General features: G+C 62.6%; 16 protein-coding genes. 12 read left to right on the top strand and 4 right to left on the bottom strand.

From position 1 onward, the window contains the following. Positions 1 to 20: 20 nt before the first annotated feature. Positions 21 to 1,424 (bottom strand): sigma-54 dependent transcriptional regulator, encoded by a 1,404-nt coding sequence (locus AADW18_RS15605; RefSeq protein ID WP_337344322.1) that lies wholly within the window; start codon positions 1,422 to 1,424, stop codon positions 21 to 23. 218 nt (positions 1,425 to 1,642) lie between these two features. After that, the gene (locus AADW18_RS15600; RefSeq protein ID WP_337344321.1) at positions 1,643 to 3,271 is read right to left on the bottom strand and encodes an ATP-binding protein; all 1,629 of its coding nucleotides are present in this window, start codon (positions 3,269 to 3,271) and stop codon (positions 1,643 to 1,645) included. Between the two features lie 198 nt (positions 3,272 to 3,469). On the opposite strand from AADW18_RS15600, the gene sucC reads away from it, so the two are divergent. The 4 genes from sucC to AADW18_RS15580 all read left to right on the top strand — a co-directional run bounded on the left by sucC (position 3,470) and on the right by AADW18_RS15580 (position 8,476). Further along, a complete protein-coding gene (sucC, locus tag AADW18_RS15595; RefSeq protein WP_337344320.1) occupies positions 3,470 to 4,633 on the top strand; it encodes an ADP-forming succinate--CoA ligase subunit beta in 1,164 nt (387 codons plus the stop codon). 122 nt (positions 4,634 to 4,755) lie between these two features. Then, positions 4,756 to 5,628, top strand: a complete 873-nt coding sequence (sucD, locus tag AADW18_RS15590) for a succinate--CoA ligase subunit alpha (protein WP_337344319.1) — start codon at positions 4,756 to 4,758, stop codon at positions 5,626 to 5,628. 96 nt (positions 5,629 to 5,724) lie between these two features. After that, on the top strand, positions 5,725 to 6,462 hold the full coding sequence (locus tag AADW18_RS15585; RefSeq protein WP_337344318.1) for a hypothetical protein: 738 nt from the start codon (positions 5,725 to 5,727) through the stop codon (positions 6,460 to 6,462). Positions 6,463 to 6,838: 376 nt separating this feature from the next. Beyond that, on the top strand, positions 6,839 to 8,476 hold the full coding sequence (locus AADW18_RS15580) for an NAD+ synthase (RefSeq protein WP_337344317.1): 1,638 nt from the start codon (positions 6,839 to 6,841) through the stop codon (positions 8,474 to 8,476). 110 nt (positions 8,477 to 8,586) lie between these two features. Here AADW18_RS15580 and AADW18_RS15575 read toward each other — a convergent pair whose 3' ends face one another. Further along, positions 8,587 to 9,465, bottom strand: a complete 879-nt coding sequence (locus AADW18_RS15575; RefSeq protein ID WP_337344316.1) for an outer membrane protein assembly factor BamD — start codon at positions 9,463 to 9,465, stop codon at positions 8,587 to 8,589. Positions 9,466 to 9,563: 98 nt separating this feature from the next. Between AADW18_RS15575 and rluD the strand changes: the two genes are divergently transcribed. Genes rluD through AADW18_RS15555 form a run of 4 tightly spaced genes read left to right on the top strand, consistent with a single transcriptional unit; the run spans position 9,564 to position 12,310 of the window. After that, complete coding sequence (rluD, locus tag AADW18_RS15570; RefSeq protein ID WP_337344315.1) at positions 9,564 to 10,547, top strand: 23S rRNA pseudouridine(1911/1915/1917) synthase RluD; 984 nt, start codon at positions 9,564 to 9,566, stop codon at positions 10,545 to 10,547. Continuing rightward, on the top strand, positions 10,544 to 11,380 hold the full coding sequence (pgeF, locus tag AADW18_RS15565) for a peptidoglycan editing factor PgeF (RefSeq protein ID WP_337344314.1): 837 nt from the start codon (positions 10,544 to 10,546) through the stop codon (positions 11,378 to 11,380). The genes rluD and pgeF overlap by 4 nt, the downstream gene beginning before the upstream one ends. Continuing rightward, a complete protein-coding gene (locus AADW18_RS15560) occupies positions 11,365 to 11,904 on the top strand; it encodes a DUF4166 domain-containing protein (RefSeq protein ID WP_337344313.1) in 540 nt (179 codons plus the stop codon). The genes pgeF and AADW18_RS15560 overlap by 16 nt, the downstream gene beginning before the upstream one ends. Then, a complete protein-coding gene (locus AADW18_RS15555; RefSeq protein WP_337344312.1) occupies positions 11,894 to 12,310 on the top strand; it encodes a thiol-disulfide oxidoreductase DCC family protein in 417 nt (138 codons plus the stop codon). The genes AADW18_RS15560 and AADW18_RS15555 overlap by 11 nt, the downstream gene beginning before the upstream one ends. A 105-nt stretch (positions 12,311 to 12,415) precedes the next feature. Here the strand turns inward: AADW18_RS15555 and AADW18_RS15550 are convergent, their stop codons facing one another. Further along, positions 12,416 to 14,863, bottom strand: a complete 2,448-nt coding sequence (locus tag AADW18_RS15550) for a TonB-dependent receptor (RefSeq protein ID WP_337344311.1) — start codon at positions 14,861 to 14,863, stop codon at positions 12,416 to 12,418. A gap of 456 nt (positions 14,864 to 15,319) precedes the next feature. Between AADW18_RS15550 and AADW18_RS15545 the strand changes: the two genes are divergently transcribed. The 4 genes from AADW18_RS15545 (at position 15,320) to AADW18_RS15530 (ending at position 23,120) form a co-directional block, all read left to right on the top strand. Further along, positions 15,320 to 15,799 carry a DUF3574 domain-containing protein gene (locus AADW18_RS15545; protein WP_337344310.1) on the top strand — a complete coding sequence of 160 codons (480 nt, stop codon included), beginning with the start codon at positions 15,320 to 15,322 and terminating at the stop codon, positions 15,797 to 15,799. A 180-nt stretch (positions 15,800 to 15,979) separates the two neighbouring features. After that, a complete protein-coding gene (locus tag AADW18_RS15540) occupies positions 15,980 to 17,578 on the top strand; it encodes a hypothetical protein (RefSeq protein WP_337344309.1) in 1,599 nt (532 codons plus the stop codon). A gap of 365 nt (positions 17,579 to 17,943) precedes the next feature. Beyond that, positions 17,944 to 20,529, top strand: coding sequence for an ATP-dependent chaperone ClpB (gene clpB / locus AADW18_RS15535; protein WP_337344308.1), 2,586 nt, complete (start codon positions 17,944 to 17,946; stop codon positions 20,527 to 20,529). 302 nt (positions 20,530 to 20,831) lie between these two features. After that, positions 20,832 to 23,120: an EAL domain-containing protein gene (locus tag AADW18_RS15530; protein WP_337344307.1), complete on the top strand. Its 2,289-nt coding sequence runs from the start codon at positions 20,832 to 20,834 to the stop codon at positions 23,118 to 23,120. Positions 23,121 to 23,163: the final 43 nt, after the last annotated feature.

Genomic DNA, 23,163 nt, shown 5'->3' with positions numbered 1-23,163 from the left:
GACGTCGCTCCTACCTACGCCTATTCCATCCCCAATTTCTTCAACTTGTACCGCAACGCACGAAACGTAATGCCCAGCTGCGCGGCGGCCTTGGTCTTGTTCCAGCGATTTTCTTCCAGGGCTTTCTGGATGGCGGCGCGTTCCAGCTGTTCGATGTAGGAGGGCAGGGCTCCGCCGGCGGGGTCGATGTCGATGGCGCCGGGGGCGTCGGGGATCGCTTCGCCGGCGCTGAAGTCGTTGCCGGATTTGCGGGCGCTCGCCGGGACTTGCGGCAGGTACAGGTCATCGACTTCGATGCTGTGGCCTTCGGCCATGGCGAGTGCGCGCTCCAGGATGTTCTCCAACTCGCGCACGTTGCCTGGGAAGGAATAGCGGCCCAGTGCCGCCATGGCGTCCGGTGAAACCGAGGGCGGGTTGCGCCCATGCTGTTCGGCCAGGCGATCCAGGATGGCGGCGGTCAGCTGTGGCAGGTCGCCGGTGCGTTCGCGCAGCGGCGGCACGCGTAGTTCGATGACGTTGATGCGGTAGTACAGGTCGTGGCGGAAGCGTCCATCGCTGGCCAGTTCGCCCAAGTCCTTGTGGGTCGCCGACAGAATGCGCACGTCGACCAATGTCTCGGCGGAAGCGCCAACGGGGCGCACGGACTTTTCCTGGATGGCGCGCAGCAGTTTGACCTGCATTGGCAGCGGCAACTCGGCGACTTCGTCCAGGAACAGGGTGCCGCCATTGGCCGCCTGGAACAGGCCGGGCTTGTCGGCATGCGCGCCCGTGAAGCTGCCTTTTTTATGGCCGAAGAACTCGCTTTCCATGAGCTCCGCGGGGATGGCGCCGCAGTTGACGGGAACGAATGGTCCGGCCGCACGCGCGCCTTGTTCGTGGATGGTGCGGGCAACCAGTTCCTTGCCCACGCCGGATTCGCCCAGGATGTAGACCGGTGCCTGGCTGCGCGACACCTTGGCGATGGTTTCGCGCAGGGTGGTCATGGCGGCCGAACCGCCCAGCAGCCGGCTGGCCTGTTCCGGCGGTGGCGCGGCAGGCGGTGAGCGGTCCGCGTTGCTGAGCTCCAGTGCATGCTTGACCAGGCCGCGCAATACGGTGAGGTCCACCGGCTTGCTGACGAAATCGAATGCGCCGGCCTTCAGCGCTTCCACCGCCAGTTCGATATTGCCGAACGCGGTGATCATGGCGACGGGGGTCTTGGGATACAGGCGGGCGATCTCGCCGACCAGGTCGATGCCGTTGCCGTCCGGCAGGCGCATATCGGTGAAGCAAAGGCCGTAGGTATTGCGGGCGAGCAGTTCGCGGGCTTCGCCGAGGTTGGCGGCGGTATCGATGCGCAGGCCCATGCGGCCCAGCGTCAATACCAGCAGTTCGCGGATATCGCGTTCGTCATCGACAATCAGGGCGCTACGATTTTCGCTCATGAATCCCCCTTCAGCCCCTGTTGCGTGAGTGTAACGGCTCGGTTGGATGGATGGTAGGCACGGTCATCAATGTAGGAGCGCCGTCCCGGCGCGAGTTCTTGCTTCGATCTACGGCTTCGGCTTTTTGTTGTATTGCGCGGGCGGCGGGAAAGAGCTCGCGCCGGGGACGGCGCTCCTACCCGGTAGATGCGAAAGGATGCCGGCCTGCCGCGACACCTTCATGCCGGCAGCAGCGCGTGCGGGCCTGGCAAGGTGATGCGGAAGCAGCTGCCGCCGCCGGGTACGGGGACGAATTCCAGCGTTGCCTGGTTGGCGCGGCACAGTTCGCGGGCGATATACAGGCCCAAACCAGTGCCGTGTTCGGAGGTGGTGAAGAAAGGCCGGAACAGTTGCGCGGCCACTACTTCGGGAATGCCCGGGCCGCGATCCATCACATCGATCATCGGGCGATGGTCGGACTGGAACACGCGGATCCGGATCCGGGCCGGCTCACCCGGCAGGCGGCCATAGTTCAGTGCGTTGTGCACCAGCACGGTCATCACCTGCTGCAGGTGGCGGGTATCCATCAGGGCGGGTACGGACTTCGCGCCGGTGATGACTTCCAGCGTATCGGTTTCGATGGACAGGCTCTGCCGGTATTCCTCGACGAAGCGGCGGGCGAAGGTGCCGAGTTCCACGTGTTCGGGAGTCGCGCGTTCACGCCTTGCCAGCCCCAGCACGCTTTCCACGATACCATTGGTGCGCTGGCACTGCTGATGGATGATCTGCAGCAGCCGGCGATCGCCGTCGACGATGCTGGGTGACTCTTCCAGCAACTGCACCGCGTAGTTGATGGCGGCCAGAGGGTTGCGGATCTCGTGCGCCAGGCTGGCGGAAAACCGGCCCAACGCGGCCAGCGTCAGCGATTCGGCGCGCCGTGAAACCACGGTGGCGTCATCCAGGAAGACCAGCGAAGTGTCGCTGTCGGCCAATAGACGGGCGAAGCGCGGCTGCACCTCGGGCTGGTCGGGCGAAAGCTGCATCGGGGTCTCATCGGTCTGCCAGCCGCTGCGCCAGCGCTGCAGCCGGCGCGCCAGTTCCGGGGCGGCATCGTTCAGCGAAATACCCTGGCCATCGTCCTTGCCATCGCTGCCGTCGGAGCCATCGCCCAGCAGCAGGCTGGCGGCTTCGTTGGCCAGCTTGATCCGGTTATCCGCATCCACCACCAGTACGCCGGTACGCATGCGGCGGATGATCAGTTCGTTGACTTCGAACAGGTTGGCGACTTCCACGCCGCGCTTGTCGGCCAAGGCTTCGCTGGACCGGGCGCGGCGCCCGATCTGGAAAGCCAGATACGCCAACGACAGATAGCCGATGGCGAACATCATGACTTCGGCGATCGGCCGGGAATAACCGGTTTCGGTGAAGGTGCTCCAGAAGAATTCGCCGAACAGCGCCCCCGTGGACAGCGCCGCTACCGCCGTCACCCAGCGCCAGGACGGCATCAGCAATGCAGCGGCCGACACGTTGAACAGCAGCATCATGGCGACGCCGGCGGTGGCCGATGGCAGGGCATGGGTGATCAGCATCGCCGCCGCGACATCGATACAGATGCTGACGAACACCGTGGCGGTCAGCCACCGGACGCTGCGCCCAAAGAAGAACAGCACCAGCGCCAAGACCATGTAGGCGATGGTGACCCAGGTAGCCAGTTCCGGATCACGCGCTGTACCCAGCACGCTGATCAGCGGGCTGAACAGCAAGGCCGCCAGCAGGCCGGCTTCCAGCACACGGAACAAGGCGAAGGAGTAGAGCTCGCGCTTCGGAGCCGACTCGATGTGCGCCATGATCGCTTGTGCGTGTCGCAAGCCCGTACTTCCCCCAGAACGAGGGCGACAGTATAGGCATCCTTTATCGGCCCGAAGGCGCCACGGGCGTCCCGTTTTGCGCCACCCGCCCGGGTCGGCCACAATAGGGGGCTCGCCCGAGCCGCCCGGAGGCGTTTTGCCGGGCCCGGCTGCGGGCGAAGTGCTTGCTTTACTTCTGTTCCCTACCCACGGTGACGCATGAATTTCCACGAATACCAGGCAAAACAACTGTTTGCCGAATATGGCATTGCAGTCCCGGCCGGGCGCGTCGCGCGCACGCCGGAAGAAGCGGTTGAAGCCGCGAAGTCCATCCCGGGCGATCTCTGGGTGGTCAAGGCCCAGATCCATGCGGGCGGCCGCGGTAAAGCCGGCGGCGTCAAGCTGGCCAAGACCCTGGACGAGGTGAAACAGTATGCCGCGGCGATGCTGGGCACCAAGATGGCGACCTATCAGTCCGCCGGCGTGGCCCTGCCCATCGATACCGTGCTGATTTCCGAAGGCACTGACATCGCCAAGGAGCTGTACCTGTCGGTGCTGGTCGACCGCGCCACCCAGGCCGTGACCTTCATTACCTCCAGCGAAGGCGGCGTGGAAATCGAGAAGGTTGCCGCGGAAACCCCTGAACTCATTCACCAGTTGGACGTCAATTTCGTCCAGGGCCTGCAGCCGTACCAGTGTCGCGAGATCGGCTTCAAGTTGGGCCTGAACGCCAAGCAGGTCAACCAGCTGACCAAGATCATGATGGGCCTGTACAAGCTGTTCAACGAAAAAGACCTGGCTCTGGTCGAACTGAATCCGCTGGCCATCCTCACCAACGGCGACCTGGCCGTGCTGGATGGCAAGGTCAATTCCGATGACAACGCCAGCTTCCGCCATCCGGACCTGGTCGCGATGCGCGACAAGGCGCAGGAAGACGAGACCGAAGTGCTGGCTTCCGAGCACGACCTCAACTACGTCACCATGGACGGCAACATCGGCTGCATGGTCAACGGCGCCGGATTGGCTATGGCCACGATGGACGTCATCAAGCTCAATGGCGGCGAGCCGGCCAACTTTCTGGACGTCGGCGGCGGCGCCACCAAGGAGCGCGTGACCACGGCGTTCAAGCTGATCCTGTCCTCGGACAAGGTGAAGGCGATCTTCGTCAACATCTTCGGCGGCATCGTCCGCTGCGACATGATCGCCGAAGGCATCATCGCCGCGGTCAAGGACGTGGGCGTCAAGGTGCCGGTGATCGTGCGCCTGGAAGGCACCAACGTGGAAGCCGGCAAGGCGCTGCTGCGCGATTCCGGCCTGGCCATTACCCCGGCAGACGACATCAACGACGGCGCCAAGAAGGCCGTCGCTGCGGTCGCCGCTTGACCCCTATTGTTGTAAGAGCGACGTGAGTCGCGACGCGGTATTTCCACCCCTGGATCGTTCCGGGGTGAAGAAACTTCCGTTCGCAGCTTACGCAGCTCCTACAAGAGCCTAAGGATTTTCAAATGAGCGTTTTGGTCAACAAGAACACGAAGGTCATCGTCCAGGGCTTCACCGGCCAGCAGGGCACCTTCCACGCCACCCAGATGGTGGAATACGGCACCCAGGTGGTCGGTGGCGTGACCCCGGGCAAGGGCGGCACCACCCATATCGAACTGCCGGTGTTCAACACCGTGCGTGAAGCAGTCCAAGGCACCGGCGCCGATGCTTCGGTCATCTACGTGCCGCCGCCGTTCGCGGCCGATGCCATCCTGGAAGCGGCCGATGCCGGCATCAAGGTGATCGTGACGATTACCGAAGGCATCCCGGTGCTGGACATGCTGCGCGTCAAGAACACGCTGAAGGGTTACCCGGGCGTGACCCTGATCGGTCCCAACTGCCCCGGCATCATCACTCCGGGCGAGTGCAAGATCGGCATCATGCCGGGCCACATCCACAAGCCGGGCAAGATCGGCATCGTGTCGCGCTCGGGCACGCTGACCTATGAAGCGGTGCACCAGACCACGGCCGTCGGCCTGGGCCAGAGCACCTGCATCGGCATCGGCGGCGATCCGATCAACGGCCTGAACTTCGTCGACTGCTTGAAGCTGTTCAACGAAGATCCGCAGACCGAAGGCATCATCATGGTCGGCGAGATCGGTGGTTCGGCTGAAGAAGAAGGCGCCGAGTACATCGCCAAGCACGTCAAGAAGCCGGTAGTCGGCTTCATCGCTGGCGCTTCGGCTCCGGCCGGCAAGCGCATGGGCCACGCCGGCGCCATCGCGTCTGGCGGCAAGGGCACGGCGGAAGGCAAGTTCGCCGCCATGGAAGCTGCCGGTATCACCACTGTCCGTTCGCCGGGCGACCTGGGTGCGGCGATCGCCAAGCGCTTGGGCTGATCGCTCGCCAGTAACAGCGGATTCCGGCCGTGCGCCGGGATCCGCTTTTTTTTTGTCAGAGCCATTTTTTTATCAGTGCCATCAAGGAATGAATGCATGAAGACTCGCTATAAAACACGTCGTATGTCCGCTTCCATCCTGCTGCTGTGTGGTCTGGCAGCCGGTTTCCCCACTGTTGCGGCGCCCACGGCGTTGTCGCCGGAGCAAGTGGCTGAGCTATACATTGGAATGTTCGTCAACCGCGATATGGACCAGGCCGCCGAGCTGGTGGAGTACCTCAGGCCCGACTTTGGCGGTAATGCGGCATACGACCTGCAGGAGTACCGCAAGGAGGTCGCCGCCTTGGCAGGGCAGCACAAGGAGCGCGCCAGCGCCATGGCGGCGGAGCTGCCGGCGGAGCAGCGTGCCAAAATGGAAAAAGGGTTTCTGGATTACATGCTGACCGTCGACTACGTGATTTCCCAGGCGAAATGCAAAGCGACCGATCACACGATCGAACCCAACGACGTCACTCGTGAGCTGGGTGAAGGCAACAAGGACGACGTCATCGCCACCGTGGCCTACGCCTGTGAAATACCGGCAGTGGATGACGCGATCATCGCAAAGCTGCAGGCTGCGCAAACCGCAGAAGATGCGGCGCAGTTCGAACGCGCCGCGGCGGATTTCAGGAAGGCGATGCAGTCATCGAGCCGACGCACGAGCGTGACGGGAGAAGCATCTCTCTATCGCCATGGCCTGGCAGGTGTCTGGACCAACGCCAATCCTTCGGTTTGGCTGGATCCTATCGTCGAGGGTGTGCCCTCTTTCCAGCCTGACACCGGATCGGATTGGTAGGAATGCGGACGTAGGGTGGGTACCACTGCGGTCCGTTCGTCCGCGATCAAGTAAACAGAAGGCCGCCGAAAGGCGGCCTTCTGTTTACTTGATCGTGTAAATTCGAGCCAAAAAACGACGGTTTGAGAATTACCTGGGACGACGATCCGTCATGACCAGCTGTTGAATAGCGCCTCAGGCGCAGATCGGACCCTGTGCCGTGCGCGGTAGATGGCTTACCAAATCGCGGATATGTGCTGGCACCGGTTCTGGGATAATGATGTCCTTGCGAATCTGAAGGGTGTCCGTGCGGTGATTGCACGACAGCTTTCGGAAGTTTGCCCCCATCCCAACCTTCCCCCGCACGCGGGGGAAGGGGCAGAATCAGAAGGCTGACATGTCCCGTACCCTCCGCATCGCCCTGGCCCAATTCGATTTCCCCGTCGGCGCGGTGGCGCAGAACGTCGAGCGCATCGAGGCGATGATCGCGGAGGCGCGCGACGAATACGGCGCGGACCTGGTGCTGTTTCCCGAGCTGGCGATCAGCGGATATCCGCCGGAAGACCTGCTGCTGCGCCCGCGCTTCTTGTCCGATTGCGAGAACGCACTGCGCCACTTGGCGGCGACTACCCACGGCATTGTCGCGGTGGTCGGCTGGCCGCAATCAGTCGGCAGCGTGGTCTACAACGCTGCCAGCGTGCTGCGCGACGGCGCCATCGAAACCACCTACCGCAAGCGCGAATTGCCGAACTACGCGGTGTTCGACGAGCGCCGCTATTTCGATGTGGACCCCGACGGCGGCGCCTGTGTGTTTGAGGTGAGGGGCGTGCAGGTTGGCTTGGTGATCTGCGAAGACCTGTGGTTTCCCGAACCCTTGGCGGAAACGGCCGCCGCTGGTGCCGAGCTCGTGGTGGTGCCCAACGCATCGCCTTTCGAGCGCGACAAGCACGCGCAACGCGACGCCCTGCTGACCATGCGGATCAAGGAAACCGGCGTGGGACTGGTGTATCTGAACGTCGTGGGCGGACAGGATGCTTTGGTGTTCGACGGCGCCTCGGTTGTTGCCGATGGCGATGCCGTGGTGCATCCAGCGGCTGCGGCGTTTACCGATCAATGGCTGGTCGTCGATTTCGATGCTTCCACGCGCCGTTTCAACGCGGTGCAGTGGATGGACGATGGCGACGAGAGCCGCGATGCGCTCGCTTGGCGCGCCATTGTGCGCGGCGTGCGCGACTACTGCGGGAAGAATGGTTTCAAGAAGACTTGGCTGGGTTTGTCTGGCGGCATCGACTCGGCCGTGGTGCTGGCGATCGCCGTCGACGCTCTGGGCGCCGAAAACGTCACTGCGGTGCGGCTGCCGTCGCGCTACACCGCCGGCCTGTCCAATGACCTGGCCGCCGAACAATGCGCGACGATGGATGTGAAGCTGGAGACGATTTCCATCGAAGCGCCTTTCAAAGGTTTCATGGAAGCGCTGTCGCCCATCTTTGCCGGTTTGGATGTCGACGCCACCGAAGAGAACCTGCAGTCGCGCAGCCGCGGCGCCATCATGATGGCGCTCAGCAACAAACTGGGTGGGCTGCTGCTGACCACGGGCAACAAGAGCGAATACGCCGTGGGCTACGCCACTATCTACGGCGATATGTGCGGCGGCTACGCGCCGATCAAGGACCTGTACAAGACCGAGGTGTTCGCGCTGGCGCGTTGGCGCAACACGGTGGGTGGAACGCCCGTGATTCCGGAGGCCGTCATTACCCGGCCACCGTCAGCCGAACTGCGCGAGAACCAGACCGATCAGGATTCGCTGCCGCCGTACGACGTGCTGGATGCAATCCTGTTTCGTTATGTCGACCAGGAACAATCACGCGACGAGATCGTCGCTGCCGGCTTCGATGCGGAGACGGTAGACAGAATGCTGCTGCTGGTGCGCATCAACGAATGGAAGCGTCATCAGTCCGCACCCGGCCCCAAGGTTTCCCGGCGTGCCTTCGGCCGCGAACGACGCTATCCGATCACCAACAAATATCCGGCCTGAGTCGATTCAGCCCCTTCCCCGCAGGCGGGGGAAGGGGCGGACCGCAAAATCTCGTTGCTCAAAGAAAAAGGGCCTAGCGGCCCTTTTTCTCACCTCATCACATCGCGGCTTCAGTCGCGCTTGCGGTCGGTGGTATTGATGGATTTTTCGCCAGCGAACGGATTCAACTTGCGGATCATCCACGGATAGTCCGGCCACTTTCCGGCCAGCCAGGGATGTTGCGGGTCGTTGAGTTCCAGCACGCGCTTGGCATCGTTGGCCAGGGCTTTGTTGCCCAGATGGGTGTAGGCCTCGGCCAGCACTGCGACAGCATCGTTCTGGTGGGTGCTCTGCGGATAGGTTTCCAGCAGGTAACGGGCGCGGCTGGCGGCGGACACCCAGGCCTGGCGGCGCAGGTAGTAGACGGCCGAGTCCAGCTCGTGCTGGGCGAACTGGTCGCGCAGCGCCATCATGCGTTTGCGCGCATCGGCGGCATATCGGCTGTTGGGGTAGCGCTCGGCGACGATATTCAGGTCGCTATAGCCCTGCATCGGCGTGGACAGGTCGCGCCGGCTGGCGTCCAGGCTCCAGACCTTTTGCAGGAACACCGTGTCGCGGCCGGAATTGGCCAGGCCGCGCAGGTAGTACATGTAGGGGATGTTGCGCTGGGTCGGATAGGTGCGGATAAAGCGGTCGATCGTCGATACCGCGTCATCCATCTTGCCGGCCTTGTACTGGGCGTAGGCGGTTTCCATCAGCGCCTGCTCGGTATACGGACCGTAGGGGTACTGGGCGATCAGCTGGCGGAAAGTGGTCTCCGCGCGGTCCCAGTTACCCTTGGTCATGGCGCCATGCGCTTTTTCGTAGAGGGCTTCGACCGGCTGGCCTTCCGCATTGTCCTTGTCGCGCTTGAATATCTTGCCGCAGCCGGTTCCGGTAATGGCGATCGCCAGGATCAGGACGATGAGTCGGGCAGAGGCGGTAAAACGGGTTGGGACGCGCTGGGTCATGAGCTGGCGGCAAGCCGCGGCAGGGAAACAGGGTGTCGATGATAGCCTAGGCGCCGCCCAAGCCATGAACAATCGGCCAACGTGCCGTCCTTCCCCGCATGACAGATACCCCCAACGCAAGTTCTTCGACCCCCTCGCGCACCGCCACGGTGCCGGACAATGCGTCCGGCCGCCGCTTCGATGCGGTGCTGGCGGAGCTTTTCCCTGAATTCTCCCGCTCCCGGTTGGCCGAATGGATCAAGTCCGGCGACGCGCGGCTGGATGGCCAGGCGGTCAGACCACGCGACCCTGTGCACGGCGGACAGATCGCCAGCCTGGAGGTGGTGCTGGAAACCCAGACCCACGCCCTTGCCGAAGACATCCCGTTGGAGGTGCTCTACGAAGACGCCGACGTCTTCGTGCTGAACAAGCCCGCCGGATTGGTGGTGCACCCCGGTGCCGGCAATCCGACCGGCACGCTGGTCAACGCGCTACTACATCGCGACTCTTCGCTGGAGACATTGCCGCGCGCCGGCATCGTGCATCGCCTGGACAAGGACACTTCCGGGGTGATGGTGGTAGCGCGCAACCTGCAGGCGCATACCGCGCTGGTGGCGCAGCTGTCGTCGCGTGAGGTGCACCGGCAATATCTGGCGATCGTTGTCGGCGCCATGGTGAGTGGCGGCACCGCCAACATGGCGATCGATCGGCATCCGCGCGATCGCCTGAAGATGGGTGTGCGTGAGGACGGCCGCGAAGCCGTCACTCATTACCGGCTTCGCGAGCGTTTCCGCGCACACACGGCGCTGGAGTGCCGTCTGGAAACCGGTCGCACCCACCAGATCCGCGTGCATATGGCGCACATCAAGTACCCCATCGTCGGCGACCCGCTGTATGGCGGTCCGCTGAAATTGCCCAAGGGCGCCAGTGAAGAACTGGTCGCGGCCTTGCGCGGATTCAAGCGGCAGGCGTTGCATGCCGAGACACTGGAATTCAAGCATCCCCGCACCGGCGAACCGGTCCGGGTATCCGCGCCCGTGCCGACCGACATGCTGGAACTGATGGCCGCCCTGCGCGCGGACACCGAGGCGCATCGCGGATGAATGCGGCACTGCGCGCGGATTGGCCGGCGCCGCCGGGAATCAGTGCGTTCACCACGCTGCGGCATGGCGCGGGGGTATCGCAGCCGCCATTCGATCACTTCAACTTGGGTGCTCGCTGCGGAGACGATCCGCTAGCGGTGGCTGAGAATCGCGCGGAGCTGGTCGAACGCTTTGCGCTTCCTTCGACTCCTTGCTGGTTGCAACAGGTGCATGGTGTTGATGTGATCAGGCTTTCCGCCCCTCCCCCTGCGAAGGCAGGGGGAGGTTGGGAGGGAGGGGCTTCAGAATCTCGCGAATCCAACAGCACCCCTCCCCAACCCTCCCCTGCCTTCGCAGGGGAGGGGGCAGAGCCCGTCGCCGATGCTTCCGTAACCTCCGCACCGGGCACCGTCCTGGCGATTGTTACCGCGGATTGCTTGCCCGTTGTATTCGCCGCCGACGACGGGAGTGCGGTCGGTGCGGCGCATGCGGGTTGGCGTGGATTGGTGGGCGGTGTGTTGGAAAACACGGTGGCTGCGATGGATGTTGCGCCGGAGCGCCTCATCGCCTGGATGGGTCCCGCGGCCGGACCGCAAGCCTATGAGATCGGGCAGGAAGTGTTCGATGCTTTCGTTTCGCGCGATGCTCGCGCAGCCTCCGCTTTCGCTGCCACCCGCCCGGGGCATTGGAAAGTGGATCTGTATGCGCTGGCGCGCCAGCGTCTGGCCGATGCCGGCGTCAGCCGGATTTTTGGCGGCGATCTTTGCACCATTTCCGACTCGCAACGCTTCTATTCGCACCGGCGCGACGCGCGCACGGGCCGCATGGCGACCTTGGTGTGGATGCAGCGGTAAACCAGTCGTTGTTCCAGCGCGTGCTGGGCGATGACTTCCACACACTGCCGCTGGTGGTGCAGGCGCTGCATCTACGGACCGGCATGCAGCGCTATCGTGGGCAAGTCGAAGTGCGTCGCGATCGTAATCCAATTGCGCGATTGCTCGCCTGGGCGACAAGACTCCCGCCCGCGGGCCGAGGCATGATCGAAGTCGACATAGATGCCAACCCCCGTGGCGAGTTCTGGATCCGGAAGATCGGCGCCGCTGCGATGCCGTCGCGGCTGTGGATACAGGACGGGTTGCTATGCGAACAACTGGGCTTGGCGCGTTTTGGTTTCCGATTGACGGTGGAAGAGGGCGCCATTGTTTGGCGAGTCGCGCGCGTGCATACCCTTGGCGTGCCGTTGCCGCCGCATTGGTTTCGAACCGTGCAAGCGCGGGAATCGGCCAATGATGAGGGCCGCTACTGTTTCGACGTGTCGGCTTCGATGCCGATTGCCGGTTTGCTGGTGCACTACCGGGGATGGCTGGATGTCGCTTGACCCGTCGTTATCACCGGGACCTGTCATCGTTTTCGATGGCATCTGCGTGCTGTGCAATGGTTGGGTGCGTTTTCTATTGCGGCATGATCGTAAAGGTCGGTACCGGTTTGCCGCGATGCAATCGAAGGGCGGCCGCGCGCTGTTATCGGAAAATGGGCTGGATGCCGACGATCCTGCGTCGTTCCTCTTGGTAGAAGACGGCCGCGCCTGGACAGACAGCGATGCGATACGGCGGGTGCTGATCGGCCTGGGCGGCATCTGGCAGGCAGCGGTGCTGATCTCGTTGGTGCCGCGGGCTGTTCGGAATCCGATCTATCGCACCATTGCCCGCAACCGCTATCGCTGGTTCGGCACCACCGTTTGCCATGTGCCTAGCGAAGCGCAAAGAGCGAGATTTATAGATTGACCTCATATGGTAGGAGCGCCGTCCCGGCGCGAGCTGTTCGCTTCTATCGCGATCTGACAGAAAGAGCTCGCGCCGGGACGGCGCTCCTACATGGGTACGCCATCTTCAGAACGTATAACGGACCCTGGTGTAGTAGTACGCGCCGTTGCTGCCGATGGGCGACAACACGTCGTAGGGCAGGTTACCGAAGTAGTAAATATCCTCGTTGGAAGGGTCCGGATATTCGTCCGTCAGGTTCAAGCCACCAATCGCCAGACTCAGTTGTGGCGTGAAACGGTATTCCACTTCCGCATCCAACTGCCATTCGGCGCCGTAGCGCTGTTCTGGCTCGAAACCACCGCCGAAGTTGAACACGCGCTTGGCGCTGCCGTGCCGGCTGACGCGGCCCAGCAGCGACCAGGCGTCGTTGCCCCAGTTGGCGCTGAATACCCCGCGCGTGCGGGGTGCGGCGTCGGTCAGCGTATTGCTTTCTTCAACGCCGAATAGCACATAGCTTGGATCGATGGCCAGCAATGCATCAGGCGTAGCGGCGATCCGTTTGATCTCGGTCTTGGCGTAGCTATAGGTGCCGCTCAACAGCAGGTCGCCATCCCCCAGTTTTTGTCGCCAATTAGCCACCAGCTCCGCGCCTTCGGTACGAGTGTCGGCGGCATTGATGAAGAAGTTGGCGCTCTGCACGCCAGGCACGCCGAAGTTGTCCTGCACGAACTCGGTCAGCGCGTCACCGGTGATGCGTTCGGTCAATGCAACGCGGTCATCGATATCGATACGGAACACGTCCAGCGACAGGTCAAGGTGTTCGCCGATCTGGCTGGTGAAGCCCACGCTGAAGTTCACCGACTTCTCAGGCTGCAGATCCTGTGCACCGAGCGCGCGGGCAATAGGATTGTTGACCGACAGCAACCGGCCCTGCAGAAGCTGGCCCGACGCGTCATAGCCGGTGGAGGTGGACTCGAAACCAATCTGGCTCAACGACGGTGCGCGGAAGTTGTTCGATACCGAACCGCGCAGCGCGAATGCCGGGACGAATTCATAGCGTGCCGCCAGCTTGCCGGTCAGCTCGCCGCCAAAGTCGTCGTAGTGTTCGTAACGTGCGGCGATGTCGGTGAAGAACTTTTCGCCGAACTGGCTGCTGAGACTTGTATAGATGCTGGATACATCGCGGCTCAGGTCGGTGGTGTCCTGCGGAGTCAGGCCGCCGCCCGCCTGCGAGCCGGTGGGACGATCGGTGAATGGTCCCGCCGCATAGGACGCTGGATCGCCGGCGCCCGTTTCGAAATCCTCGCGACGGAATTCCACGCCAGTCGCAAAGGTGTGCGTGTTTTCGCCCTGGCCGAATACGCGGCTCAGATCGAAATTGAACAGCGCTTGTTGGAACTCGTAATCGCCGGTCTTGAAGCGGGTGGGACTTCCCGGACCCAGCGAGGCATTGAGTGAATTGCGCAGGCGGTAGGTGAATTCGTTGCGGCCGTAGTTAAGGCTGCTGTCGTAATCCCAGTCGCCCCATTGCCCGCGCACACCGGCCACGCCGGCGATATCCAGGTTCTCGCCCTCGGAGATGGGACGATAGCCGTTGGGATAGACCTCTTTCCAGTTGGCCACGCCGTCCGGGTAGCGGAAGTAGTTAGCGCCTTCGGTGTCGCTCTGGTGGTAGGTGCCGAAGGCGTAGAACTCGGCATTTTCGCCCAGCGGAACCTCGCTGTTGAGCCATGCATTGATGGCTTTGGATGAGCCGTCGCCCAGCACATAGTTGCGCCGGCCGGCCAGCGCGAGATTATCGGGTGTCTGTTCCTCGAAGAATGGGATCTGGTCGAACCCGGAACGGTTGGTGGCTTCGCGGTTCTTGTATTCGAAGCCCACGCGGAAGAATCCGCCGCTGTCGCCTACCCGGCTGCCGACCTGGCCGCTCACGAACGCCGCTTGACCATCGGTCAGCGTTTGATTGATCGGTTCCACGTCGGTGTGATGCGCACCGTAGCTGGCTTCCCAAGCGCCGCCTTCCGGAGCGTCGTTGAGGATGACGTTGATCACGCCGGCCACGGCATCGGAACCGTACTGTGCGCCGGCGCCGTCGCGCAGCACTTCGATGCGCTTGATCGCGCTGACCGGGATGGCGTTGAAATCGACCGGCGTATTGCCCTTGCCGATCTTGCTATCCGTGTTGACCAATGCGCTGATGTGGCGCCGCTTGCCGTTGACCAGCACCAGCACCTGATTGGGGCTGAGCCCGCGCAATTGTGCGGCACGCACATGGTCGGCGCCGCCGGAGTTGGACTGGCGGGGGAAGTTGAACGAAGGCAGCAGCGCCTGCAACGCGCTACCCAGTTCTCCGTTCAGTACGCCGGCCTTGCGGATGTCCTCGGCCGTCAGCACATCGATGGGCGAAGTGGATTCCAACACCGTGCGATCGCGCGCGCGCGTGCCGGTGACGATGACCTTGTCCAACTCGACGGTGTCGCCGGGGGCGGCAGGAGAGGTGCTTTGCGCGAAGGCCGGGCCGGTGAGCGCCAAGGCGATGGCAACACCGAGCGGCGCCATGGAAGAATGGGACATGCGGACTCCTGTGGGGGAAGCGATAAGCAGTTTGAGTAAAGGCGGCCGCTTTTGGCGGCGAGGCGATACGGGGCTGGCGCCAGTATCAGCCAGGTGCAACCCTCACGTTGAACGCGCGAGCAGGTTGCGTGGCGGTGATCGGCAATGAGGGCATCGGGAAGAAATTTTTCTTGTTCGCGCATCCGGATGACCATCCATCCATCCGGATAAAGCAATACAGTACACAGGAGGCTGTATTCATACTATGGCGGCTGTCTATGTGGACATGCCGATTGGTTATTTCGGGCAAGGCGTTGCTGCGTCGACAGTGACCCGCTTTCAATTGATTCGGAAAAAATCCATCCTGGAAAAGACCGAATCAATTTCCCCCACCCTTGCCCTCCCCCGCAACGCGAGGGAGGGAAAAATGAAGGCCCTCAACAAGTTGAGAGCCGCTTCCACAAGAGGAGTCGTTCCATGCCATTGTGTGCTGTTTTGTTGGCTTTGTTGCTGGGCGTTGGCGGTTGTGCGAGCCAGCTGCCGGTCGCTGGCGGCTCCAATGCAACTACTCCCGGTGGCGCAACAACCGCAACGATGCAAGGCGATGCGGCGCGTCCGGCGCAGGTGCAGGGCTGGGTACGCAGCGAGCTGTACTTCGGTGTGGGCACCGAGGGCGACGAAAAGAACGCCATCACCGAGGCGCAATGGCGTGCGTTCTTGGACAAGGAAGTAACGCCGCGTTTCCCCGACGGGCTGACGGTATTCGACGCCTACGGACAGTGGTTGTTTCGCGGCGCGAAGGGCCCGGAGCGGTTGAACTCCAAAGTGCTCGTGATCCTGCATGAAAATACGCCGCAGAGGCGCGCCGATATCGAGGCCATTCGATTGGCCTGGAAGCAAGCCACCAAACACCAGTCGGTATTGTGGTCGCAGCAAGCCGCAGAGGTGTCGTTCTAACCCGTCGGCAGGGCGGGTCTCGACCCGCCATCGCCATATCCAAGCACCGACGGCAACCAACGAAACCACTTCCCAGCAACGCACAAATCCGGACGTTTTCGCGCCGCCACCAAAATGCCAACGGTGGGCCAGAGCCCACCCTGTGACACCATTACCTAGTCCCTGACTTCCAAGGCCGTCATGACCCCCTCCCCAACCCGCCCCCGCTGGTTCGTCGCCGGTGACCTCAACGGCTTTTTCGGTCTGGTGGTGGATAACCTGTCCATCCTGGGCTTCATCTCCGCGGCGCTGATCGGCATCTTCCAGTTCCCCGCCGAAGTCGTGTTCACCCGCATGTTTCCCGGCACTGCGCTGGGCGTGCTGGTCGGAAATCTGATCTACACCTGGATGGCGCGCCGGCTTGCACTGAAGACCGGTCGCGACGATGTCACCGCGATGCCGCTGGGCCTGGATGCGCCCACCAGTATCGGCATGGCGCTGCTGGTGCTGGGTCCGTCTTTCGTCGCCTTCAAACAACAGGGAATGGACGCGCAAGCGGCCGCGAACGCCACGTGGCAACTGGGCATGGCTTCACTGGTGGTGATGGGCTTGTTGAAATTGGTGTTGTCATTCTTCGGCGACGCCATCACCCGCGCGGTACCGCGCGCTGCATTGCTGGGTTCGATCGGCGGCGCGGCGTTGACCTTGCTGGGATTCCTGCCACTTATCGAAACGTTGCGCTCTCCGGTGGTCGGATTCGTCACCTTCGGTTTGCTGCTGTATGTGCTGGTTGCGAAAGGCAAGCTGCCGGTGAAAATTCCCGGCGTGCTGTTGGCCTTCATCGTCGGTACCGCCTTGTATTACGGGCTGGGCCTGGCCGGAATGGGGACGCCAGGCTTTGCGCTGCCTAAAGCGGTACCGCTGACCTTCACCTTGCCGCTGCCGACGTTGGGCTTCCTGGAAGGCCTCCGGTATACCGTGCCGTATCTGCCGCTGTTGCTGCCGTTCGGCCTGCTGATGGTGGTGGGCGGTATCAACGTCAGCGAGAGCGCGCGCGCGGCCGGTGACGATTACCGCACCCGCGACGTGCTACTGGCCGAAGCCGTTTCCACGCTGGTCGCTGGATTCTGCGGCGGCGTCGCGCAAACCACGCCCTACATCGGCCAGCCCGCCTACAAGCACATGGGCGCGCGCATGGGCTACACGCTGCTGACCGGGCTGTTTATCGGCCTGGGCGGCGTCCTGGGCTATGTCTCTGGCCTGGTGCAGTGGCTGCCGATCGCGGTGCTGGCACCCATCATCGTTTACGTGGGCATGGACATTACCTTGCAGGCTTTCCACGACAGCCCGCGCAAGCACGCACCAGCGGTGGCGCTGGCGTTCCTGCCGTCGATCGCCTACTTGCTGGTCATCAAGGTGGGTAATCCGGCCTGGATCGCACCCGATCGTTTCGCTGCGCTGTACAACGGCATTGAAGGACATGGCCTGCCGGACCTGGCCGCCATCGTCACGCTGGGCAATGGTTTCATCATTACCGCGATGATCTGGTCGACCGCACTGGTCGCGATGATCGACCAACGCTTCCGCCGTGCCGCCTGCGTTCTGCTGGTGGGCGCGGTGTTGACGCTGTTCGGCTTGATCCATTCGGTCGACCCGCGCGGCAGCATCTACCTGCCCTGGACGGTGGAGGGTCTGCCGAAGATCATCCTTTGGCAGTTCTTTGGCGCCTATGTGGCGCTGGCCGTGTTGCTGGGGTTGATGTCGTTGCAGAAGAATGTGGAACCCGAAATGGGTCAATAAGGACGGCTGTTGCCTGATTAGCGTCAAATCTCAGCTGCGTATCTAGTTGCGAGATTTGGCGCTATCACGCAGGGCCGGGGCGCGAAGCGAGGTGGCGCGCAGCGACGGATGAGGGCATGGAGTGCCCGCTTGTAACGAATCCGCTGGCGAGTCACTGCCATTCCCTCATCCGGCCTCCGGGCAGCTTCTCCCAGAGGGAGAAGGAAGCTAAGACTCGGCGCTAATCAGGTTTTCCAAGGGAGAGGCTGGAATAAGGCTCATTCAAGGGCTAATGGTTTTCCACGGTGGGCTTGAATCGCTTGTCTTTAACCGCATCTGGATAGCATTGCCGGGACACACGCGGCCTTACTTTCTGAGGAATCCCCATGCGGATGGACAAGCTCACCTCGCGTTTCCAGCAGGCGCTGGCCGACGCGCAATCGCTGGCCGTGGGCCGCGACCACAATATGATCGAACCGATCCACGTGCTGACCGCATTGCTGGACCAGAGCGGCGGCAGCACCCGCCCGCTATTGGCCCAAGCGGGCGCCAACATCCCATTGCTGCGTGAGCGGCTGGGTGAAGCGCTGGAGAAGCTGCCCAAGGTGTCCGGGCAGGCCGGCAACCTGTCGATCGGCAATGACCTGGCGCGATTGCTCAACGTCACCGACAAACTGGCGCAGGACAACGGCGACCAATACATCGCCAGCGAGTGGTTCCTGGTGGCTGCGATGGACGACATGAGCGCCGCGGGGCTGGAGCTGAAAGCCAGCGGCGTCGACAAGCAGAAGCTCCGCGCCGCCATCGACAAGCTGCGCGGGGGCGAGAAAGTGCAATCCGAGAACGCGGAAGAACAGCGCCAGGCGTTGGAGAAATACACCATCGACCTGACCGAGCGCGCGGAATCCGGCAAGCTCGATCCGGTGATCGGCCGCGATGAAGAGATCCGCCGCACCATCCAGGTTCTGCAACGCCGCACCAAGAACAATCCGGTGCTGATCGGCGAGCCCGGCGTGGGCAAGACCGCCATCGTCGAAGGACTGGCTCAGCGCATCGTCAATGGCGAAGTGCCGGAAGGCCTGCGCGGCAAGCGCGTGCTGTCGCTGGACATGGGTGCGCTGATCGCGGGCGCCAAGTTCCGAGGCGAGTTCGAAGAGCGATTGAAGGCCGTGCTCAGCGATCTTTCCAAGAACGAAGGCCAGATCATTCTCTTCATCGATGAGCTGCACACCATGGTCGGCGCCGGCAAGGCGGAAGGCTCCATGGATGCCGGCAATATGCTGAAGCCCGCACTGGCGCGTGGCGAGCTGCATTGCATCGGCGCCACCACGCTGGACGAATATCGCAAGTACGTCGAGAAGGACGCCGCGCTGGAGCGTCGCTTCCAGAAGGTGTTCGTTGGCGAACCCAGTGTCGAGGACACCATCGCCATCTTGCGCGGGTTGAAGGAAAAGTACGCCGTGCATCATGGCGTGGAAATCACCGACCCGGCCATCGTCGTCGCGGCGACGCTGTCGCACCGCTACATTGCCGATCGCCAGCTGCCGGACAAGGCCATCGATTTGATGGACGAAGCTGCCAGCCGTATCCGCATGGAGATCGATTCCAAGCCGGAAGAAATGGATCGCATGGAGCGCCGGCTGATCCAGCTGAAGATCCAGCGCGAGGCGCTGAAAAAGGAAAAGGACGCGCAATCCAGGCAGCGCCTGGCCGATCTCGAAACCGAGATCGAATCCTTGCAGCGCGGGTTCAACGACCTGGAGGAAATCTGGAAGGCCGAGAAAGCGATGCTGACCGGTGCCACCAAGCTCAAGGAGCAGATCGAACGCGCCAAGCTGGAACTGGAAGCCGCGCAGCGCAAGCAGGATTACGGACGCATGAGCGAAATCCAGTACGGCGAGTTGCCGTCGCTGGAAAAGCAGCTGGCGGCCGCGCAGGAAGCCGAGCAGAAAGGCTTCCGGCTGCTGCAGGACAAAGTGACCGATGAAGAGATCGCTGAAGTTGTGTCGCGCTGGACCGGCATCCCGGTCAGCAAGATGCTGGAAGGCGAGCGCGAAAAGCTGCTGAAGATGGAAGATTCGCTACGCGGCCGCGTGATAGGACAGGAAGAAGCCATCAAGGTCGTGTCCGATGCGGTGCGCCGTTCGCGCGCCGGCCTGTCGGATCCCGAACGGCCCAGCGGGTCGTTCCTGTTCCTCGGCCCCACCGGTGTGGGCAAGACCGAACTGTGCAAGGCGCTGGCCGAGTTCCTGTTCGACAGCAGCGATGCCATGGTCCGCATCGACATGAGCGAGTTCATGGAGAAGCATGCGGTCAGCCGCTTGGTCGGCGCACCTCCGGGCTACGTGGGCTATGAGGAAGGTGGCTATCTGACAGAAGCGGTGCGGCGCCGGCCCTACAGCGTCATCCTGCTGGACGAAGTGGAGAAAGCGCATCCGGATGTATTCAACATCCTGCTGCAGGTGCTCGACGACGGGCGCCTGACCGATGGCCAGGGGCGCACGGTGGATTTCCGCAATACCGTCATCGTGATGACCTCCAATCTGGGTTCCAGCCTGATCCAGGAGCTCTCGGGCGACACGCCGGAAAGCTACACGCAGATGAAAGCCGCGGTGATGGGCGTCGTGCAGGCGCATTTCCGTCCGGAGTTCATCAACCGGCTGGACGACATCGTGGTCTTCCATCCGCTGGACAAGGCGCAGATCCGCGAAATCGCCCGCATCCAGACGCGCTACCTGGCCAAGCGACTGGCGGAACGGCAGATCGCGTTTGAATTGAGCGAATCGGCGCTGACGCTGCTGGGCAACGTGGGCTTCGATCCGGTTTACGGTGCGCGGCCGTTGAAGCGCGCCATCCAGACGCAGCTGGAAAATCCGTTGGCCCAGAAGATCCTTTCGGGGGAATTCGGCGGGGGCGACACCGTTGTCGTCGAAGCGGCGGGCGGGCAGTTGTCGTTCGTCAAACGGACCTGACGATTCTCGTAGCGGGGAGCTGCGCCCCGGGATAGCGCTTGTCGTAGAGCGGAGCTTGCTCCGCTGCTTTTGCTTCCGGGTTCAAGAGCAGCGGAGCAAGCTCCGCTCTACTAAAAGCGTCTATAGGCGGCTATTCGCTATCACTGGCCGTTGCGACGGCCTCATTGCCACTGAGCCATTGCTATGGCGGGGCGCAGCTCCGCTCTACGAAAAATGCGGTCGATGCCGGCGCAGTTCTTGCCAAGTCCATCTTTCATGTCAGGATAGTGGCGTGCTGGGGGAGCACGAACCCTGTCTGAGGCATGCAGATCGACCGATTCCTGCCGGAAGAAATGATCCATAGCCGAGCCGGCAAGATTGTGCTGCTGGGTTTGTTATGCCTGTTGCTGCAGCAAATCCCCATTCCTTATCGCATTGATTTCTTCGGCAACCAGGACGATGCCTCGCTAATCCATCTGCAGGCCGGTGTGTTGCTGGCCATTGCCATGCTGGATCGCGACCGGTGGGTGTTGGCAGGCACTTACTTCATCACTTTCCTGGGCTGGACGGTCCGTCAGTCCGTTGATGTCGGCGGCCCCAGCATCACATTGCTGTGGGGATTGGTGGTATCCACGTTCGGCTATGTATGGACGGTCGCCTGCGCACGTTGGGCGGGCTGGCCGAGGCCGGCCGAAACCCGGCGGGTCCGACAAGCCGATCTGGTCAGTTTCGCCGGCGCGGGTCTTTTGTTGTATCCGGCGGGAATGGCGTTGCTGGGGGCCAGTATCGTTCTGCTGTCGACTCCCCAGGTGGCGCTGAGCGATGTCTTCCAGACGTTCTTCGCAAAACTATTCGGCGTCGCGGTAGTGACAATGCCGCTGGTCGTCGTCTGGTGCGAACGCGGCCGCCAGCCGTCGCGGTTGCCCAAACGGGGATGGTGGTGGCCACTGCTGTTGTGCGGTGTGCTGGCGGCCAGCCTTTGGACCACCGTGCACGTGCAGGAGGCGTTCACCGACGCGCACGCACCGCGTATCGTGCTGATGGACTACCGTTTCGCATTGTTCATCGTGCTGGCCTGGTGCGTGCTGCGCCTGCCATCGCATTGGTCGATGCCGGCGCTGTCCGGCGCTCTGTTGCTGTTGGTCTATGCGGTGGCCGGCACCGCCGAGTACGGCAACAGCGCGATCGGCTTCTTCAACCTGCTGCACATCGCCTTGGAAGTGAACATCCTGCTGATGGCGATGCTGTATCTGTGGCTGATCAATCGTGATCGGCGGGAATTGGCGGAGCGCCTGTTGGACGAAACCCGGCGCGACACCGTCACCGGCCTGCCGAATCTGAAGGCGTTGCGGCTGCGGATGGCGCAACAAGCGCCGCACCGGGCTGAACTGGGCTACCTGCTGCTGGATCAGACCGATTCGCTGGTGGCCGGTTTCGGCCTGGATACGCAAGCTGCCGCGATGAACGCGGTCGCGCGCCGGCTGAGCGATATGGTGGACTCCTATTACGTCGGTACCGGTCAATTCGCGCTGTTGCCTCGGACAGCCGCGGACGACGATCTTTGGGAAATGCTGATGGCGCGCGTGGAGCACGCCGAGATCGACGCGGGTGGGCAGCCGGTGCGCCTGCTTCCGTATTTGGGCATCGCAGCTTTCTCCAACGGCCGCCCTGAGATGTTTGATGCGGCGCTGCAGACTGCGTCCCATCTGGCCTTCAATGCGCGCCAGCATGGCGAAGTCCGCCCGCGCTACAGCGAAGTCGGCGATTCTCTGGTTCGCCATTCTCAGCGCCAGCAGCTACAAAACGCAGCGGAAGCGTTGGCCTGCCTGCGCAACGAACGCGTCGTGCTGTACTTCCAACCGATCCTGCCATTGCCAGCCAAAGGTGCGATCGACGCGCCGACATCGATCATCTATGGCGAAGTGCTGTGCCGGCTGCGTAGCGAAAGCGGTGAACTGATACCGCCGGCGCGCTTCATGGGGCCGATCGAAGCGGCCGGCCGTGGCGCCGAGCTCGATCTGGCGGTACTGCGCGCGTTGTTCCGCCAACTGCGCAAGTACCCCGAGTCGCTGCCATATTGCCACCACATTGCGGTCAACCTGACGGGTCAAAGCCTGGCTTCCACGAGCTTCCAGGTGGAGTTGCGCACTTTGCTGGCCGACGCGCCGCTACCCGCGTCCTCGCTGTGCTTCGAAGTCACCGAAACCGCGGCGATCTCCAGCACCGCTGCGGCCAGCCAGTTATTGGACGATTTGCGCGCCAAGGGTTGCCGGATCGCGATCGACGATTTCGGCACCGGCATGCAGAGCTTTTCGCGCTTGAAGGAATTGCCGGTGGACATCATCAAGATCGATGGTTCCTTCATCCGCAACGTGGCCGCGCGCGGCAACGACTTCGCATTGGTGCAGGCATCGGTGGCCATCGCCAAAGCGTTCGGCGCGGAAACCGTGGCGGAGTTCGTCGAGAACGAGGCGATTGCCGATTGCCTGCGCGAGCTGGACGTGCAGCGCGTGCAGGGCTATCTGTACGGCGCACCACGTCCTTTGTCCGATGTGTTGACCGAAGCGGTGCCGGTGCTGTCGAAAGTTTCGGCGGCTGGCTATCGGCACTGATTGCAGCCACGGCGTGAACAGAAACTCATAAGGTGCCGTCTTG

It is taken from the genome of Pseudoxanthomonas sp. CCNWLY206-1 (genome assembly GCF_039710385.1).
In the GTDB taxonomy this organism is placed as follows: Bacteria; Pseudomonadota; Gammaproteobacteria; order Xanthomonadales; family Xanthomonadaceae; genus Pseudoxanthomonas_A.
Note: the sequence above shows the minus strand (reverse complement) of the source record. Positions and strands in the feature narration are given on the sequence as shown.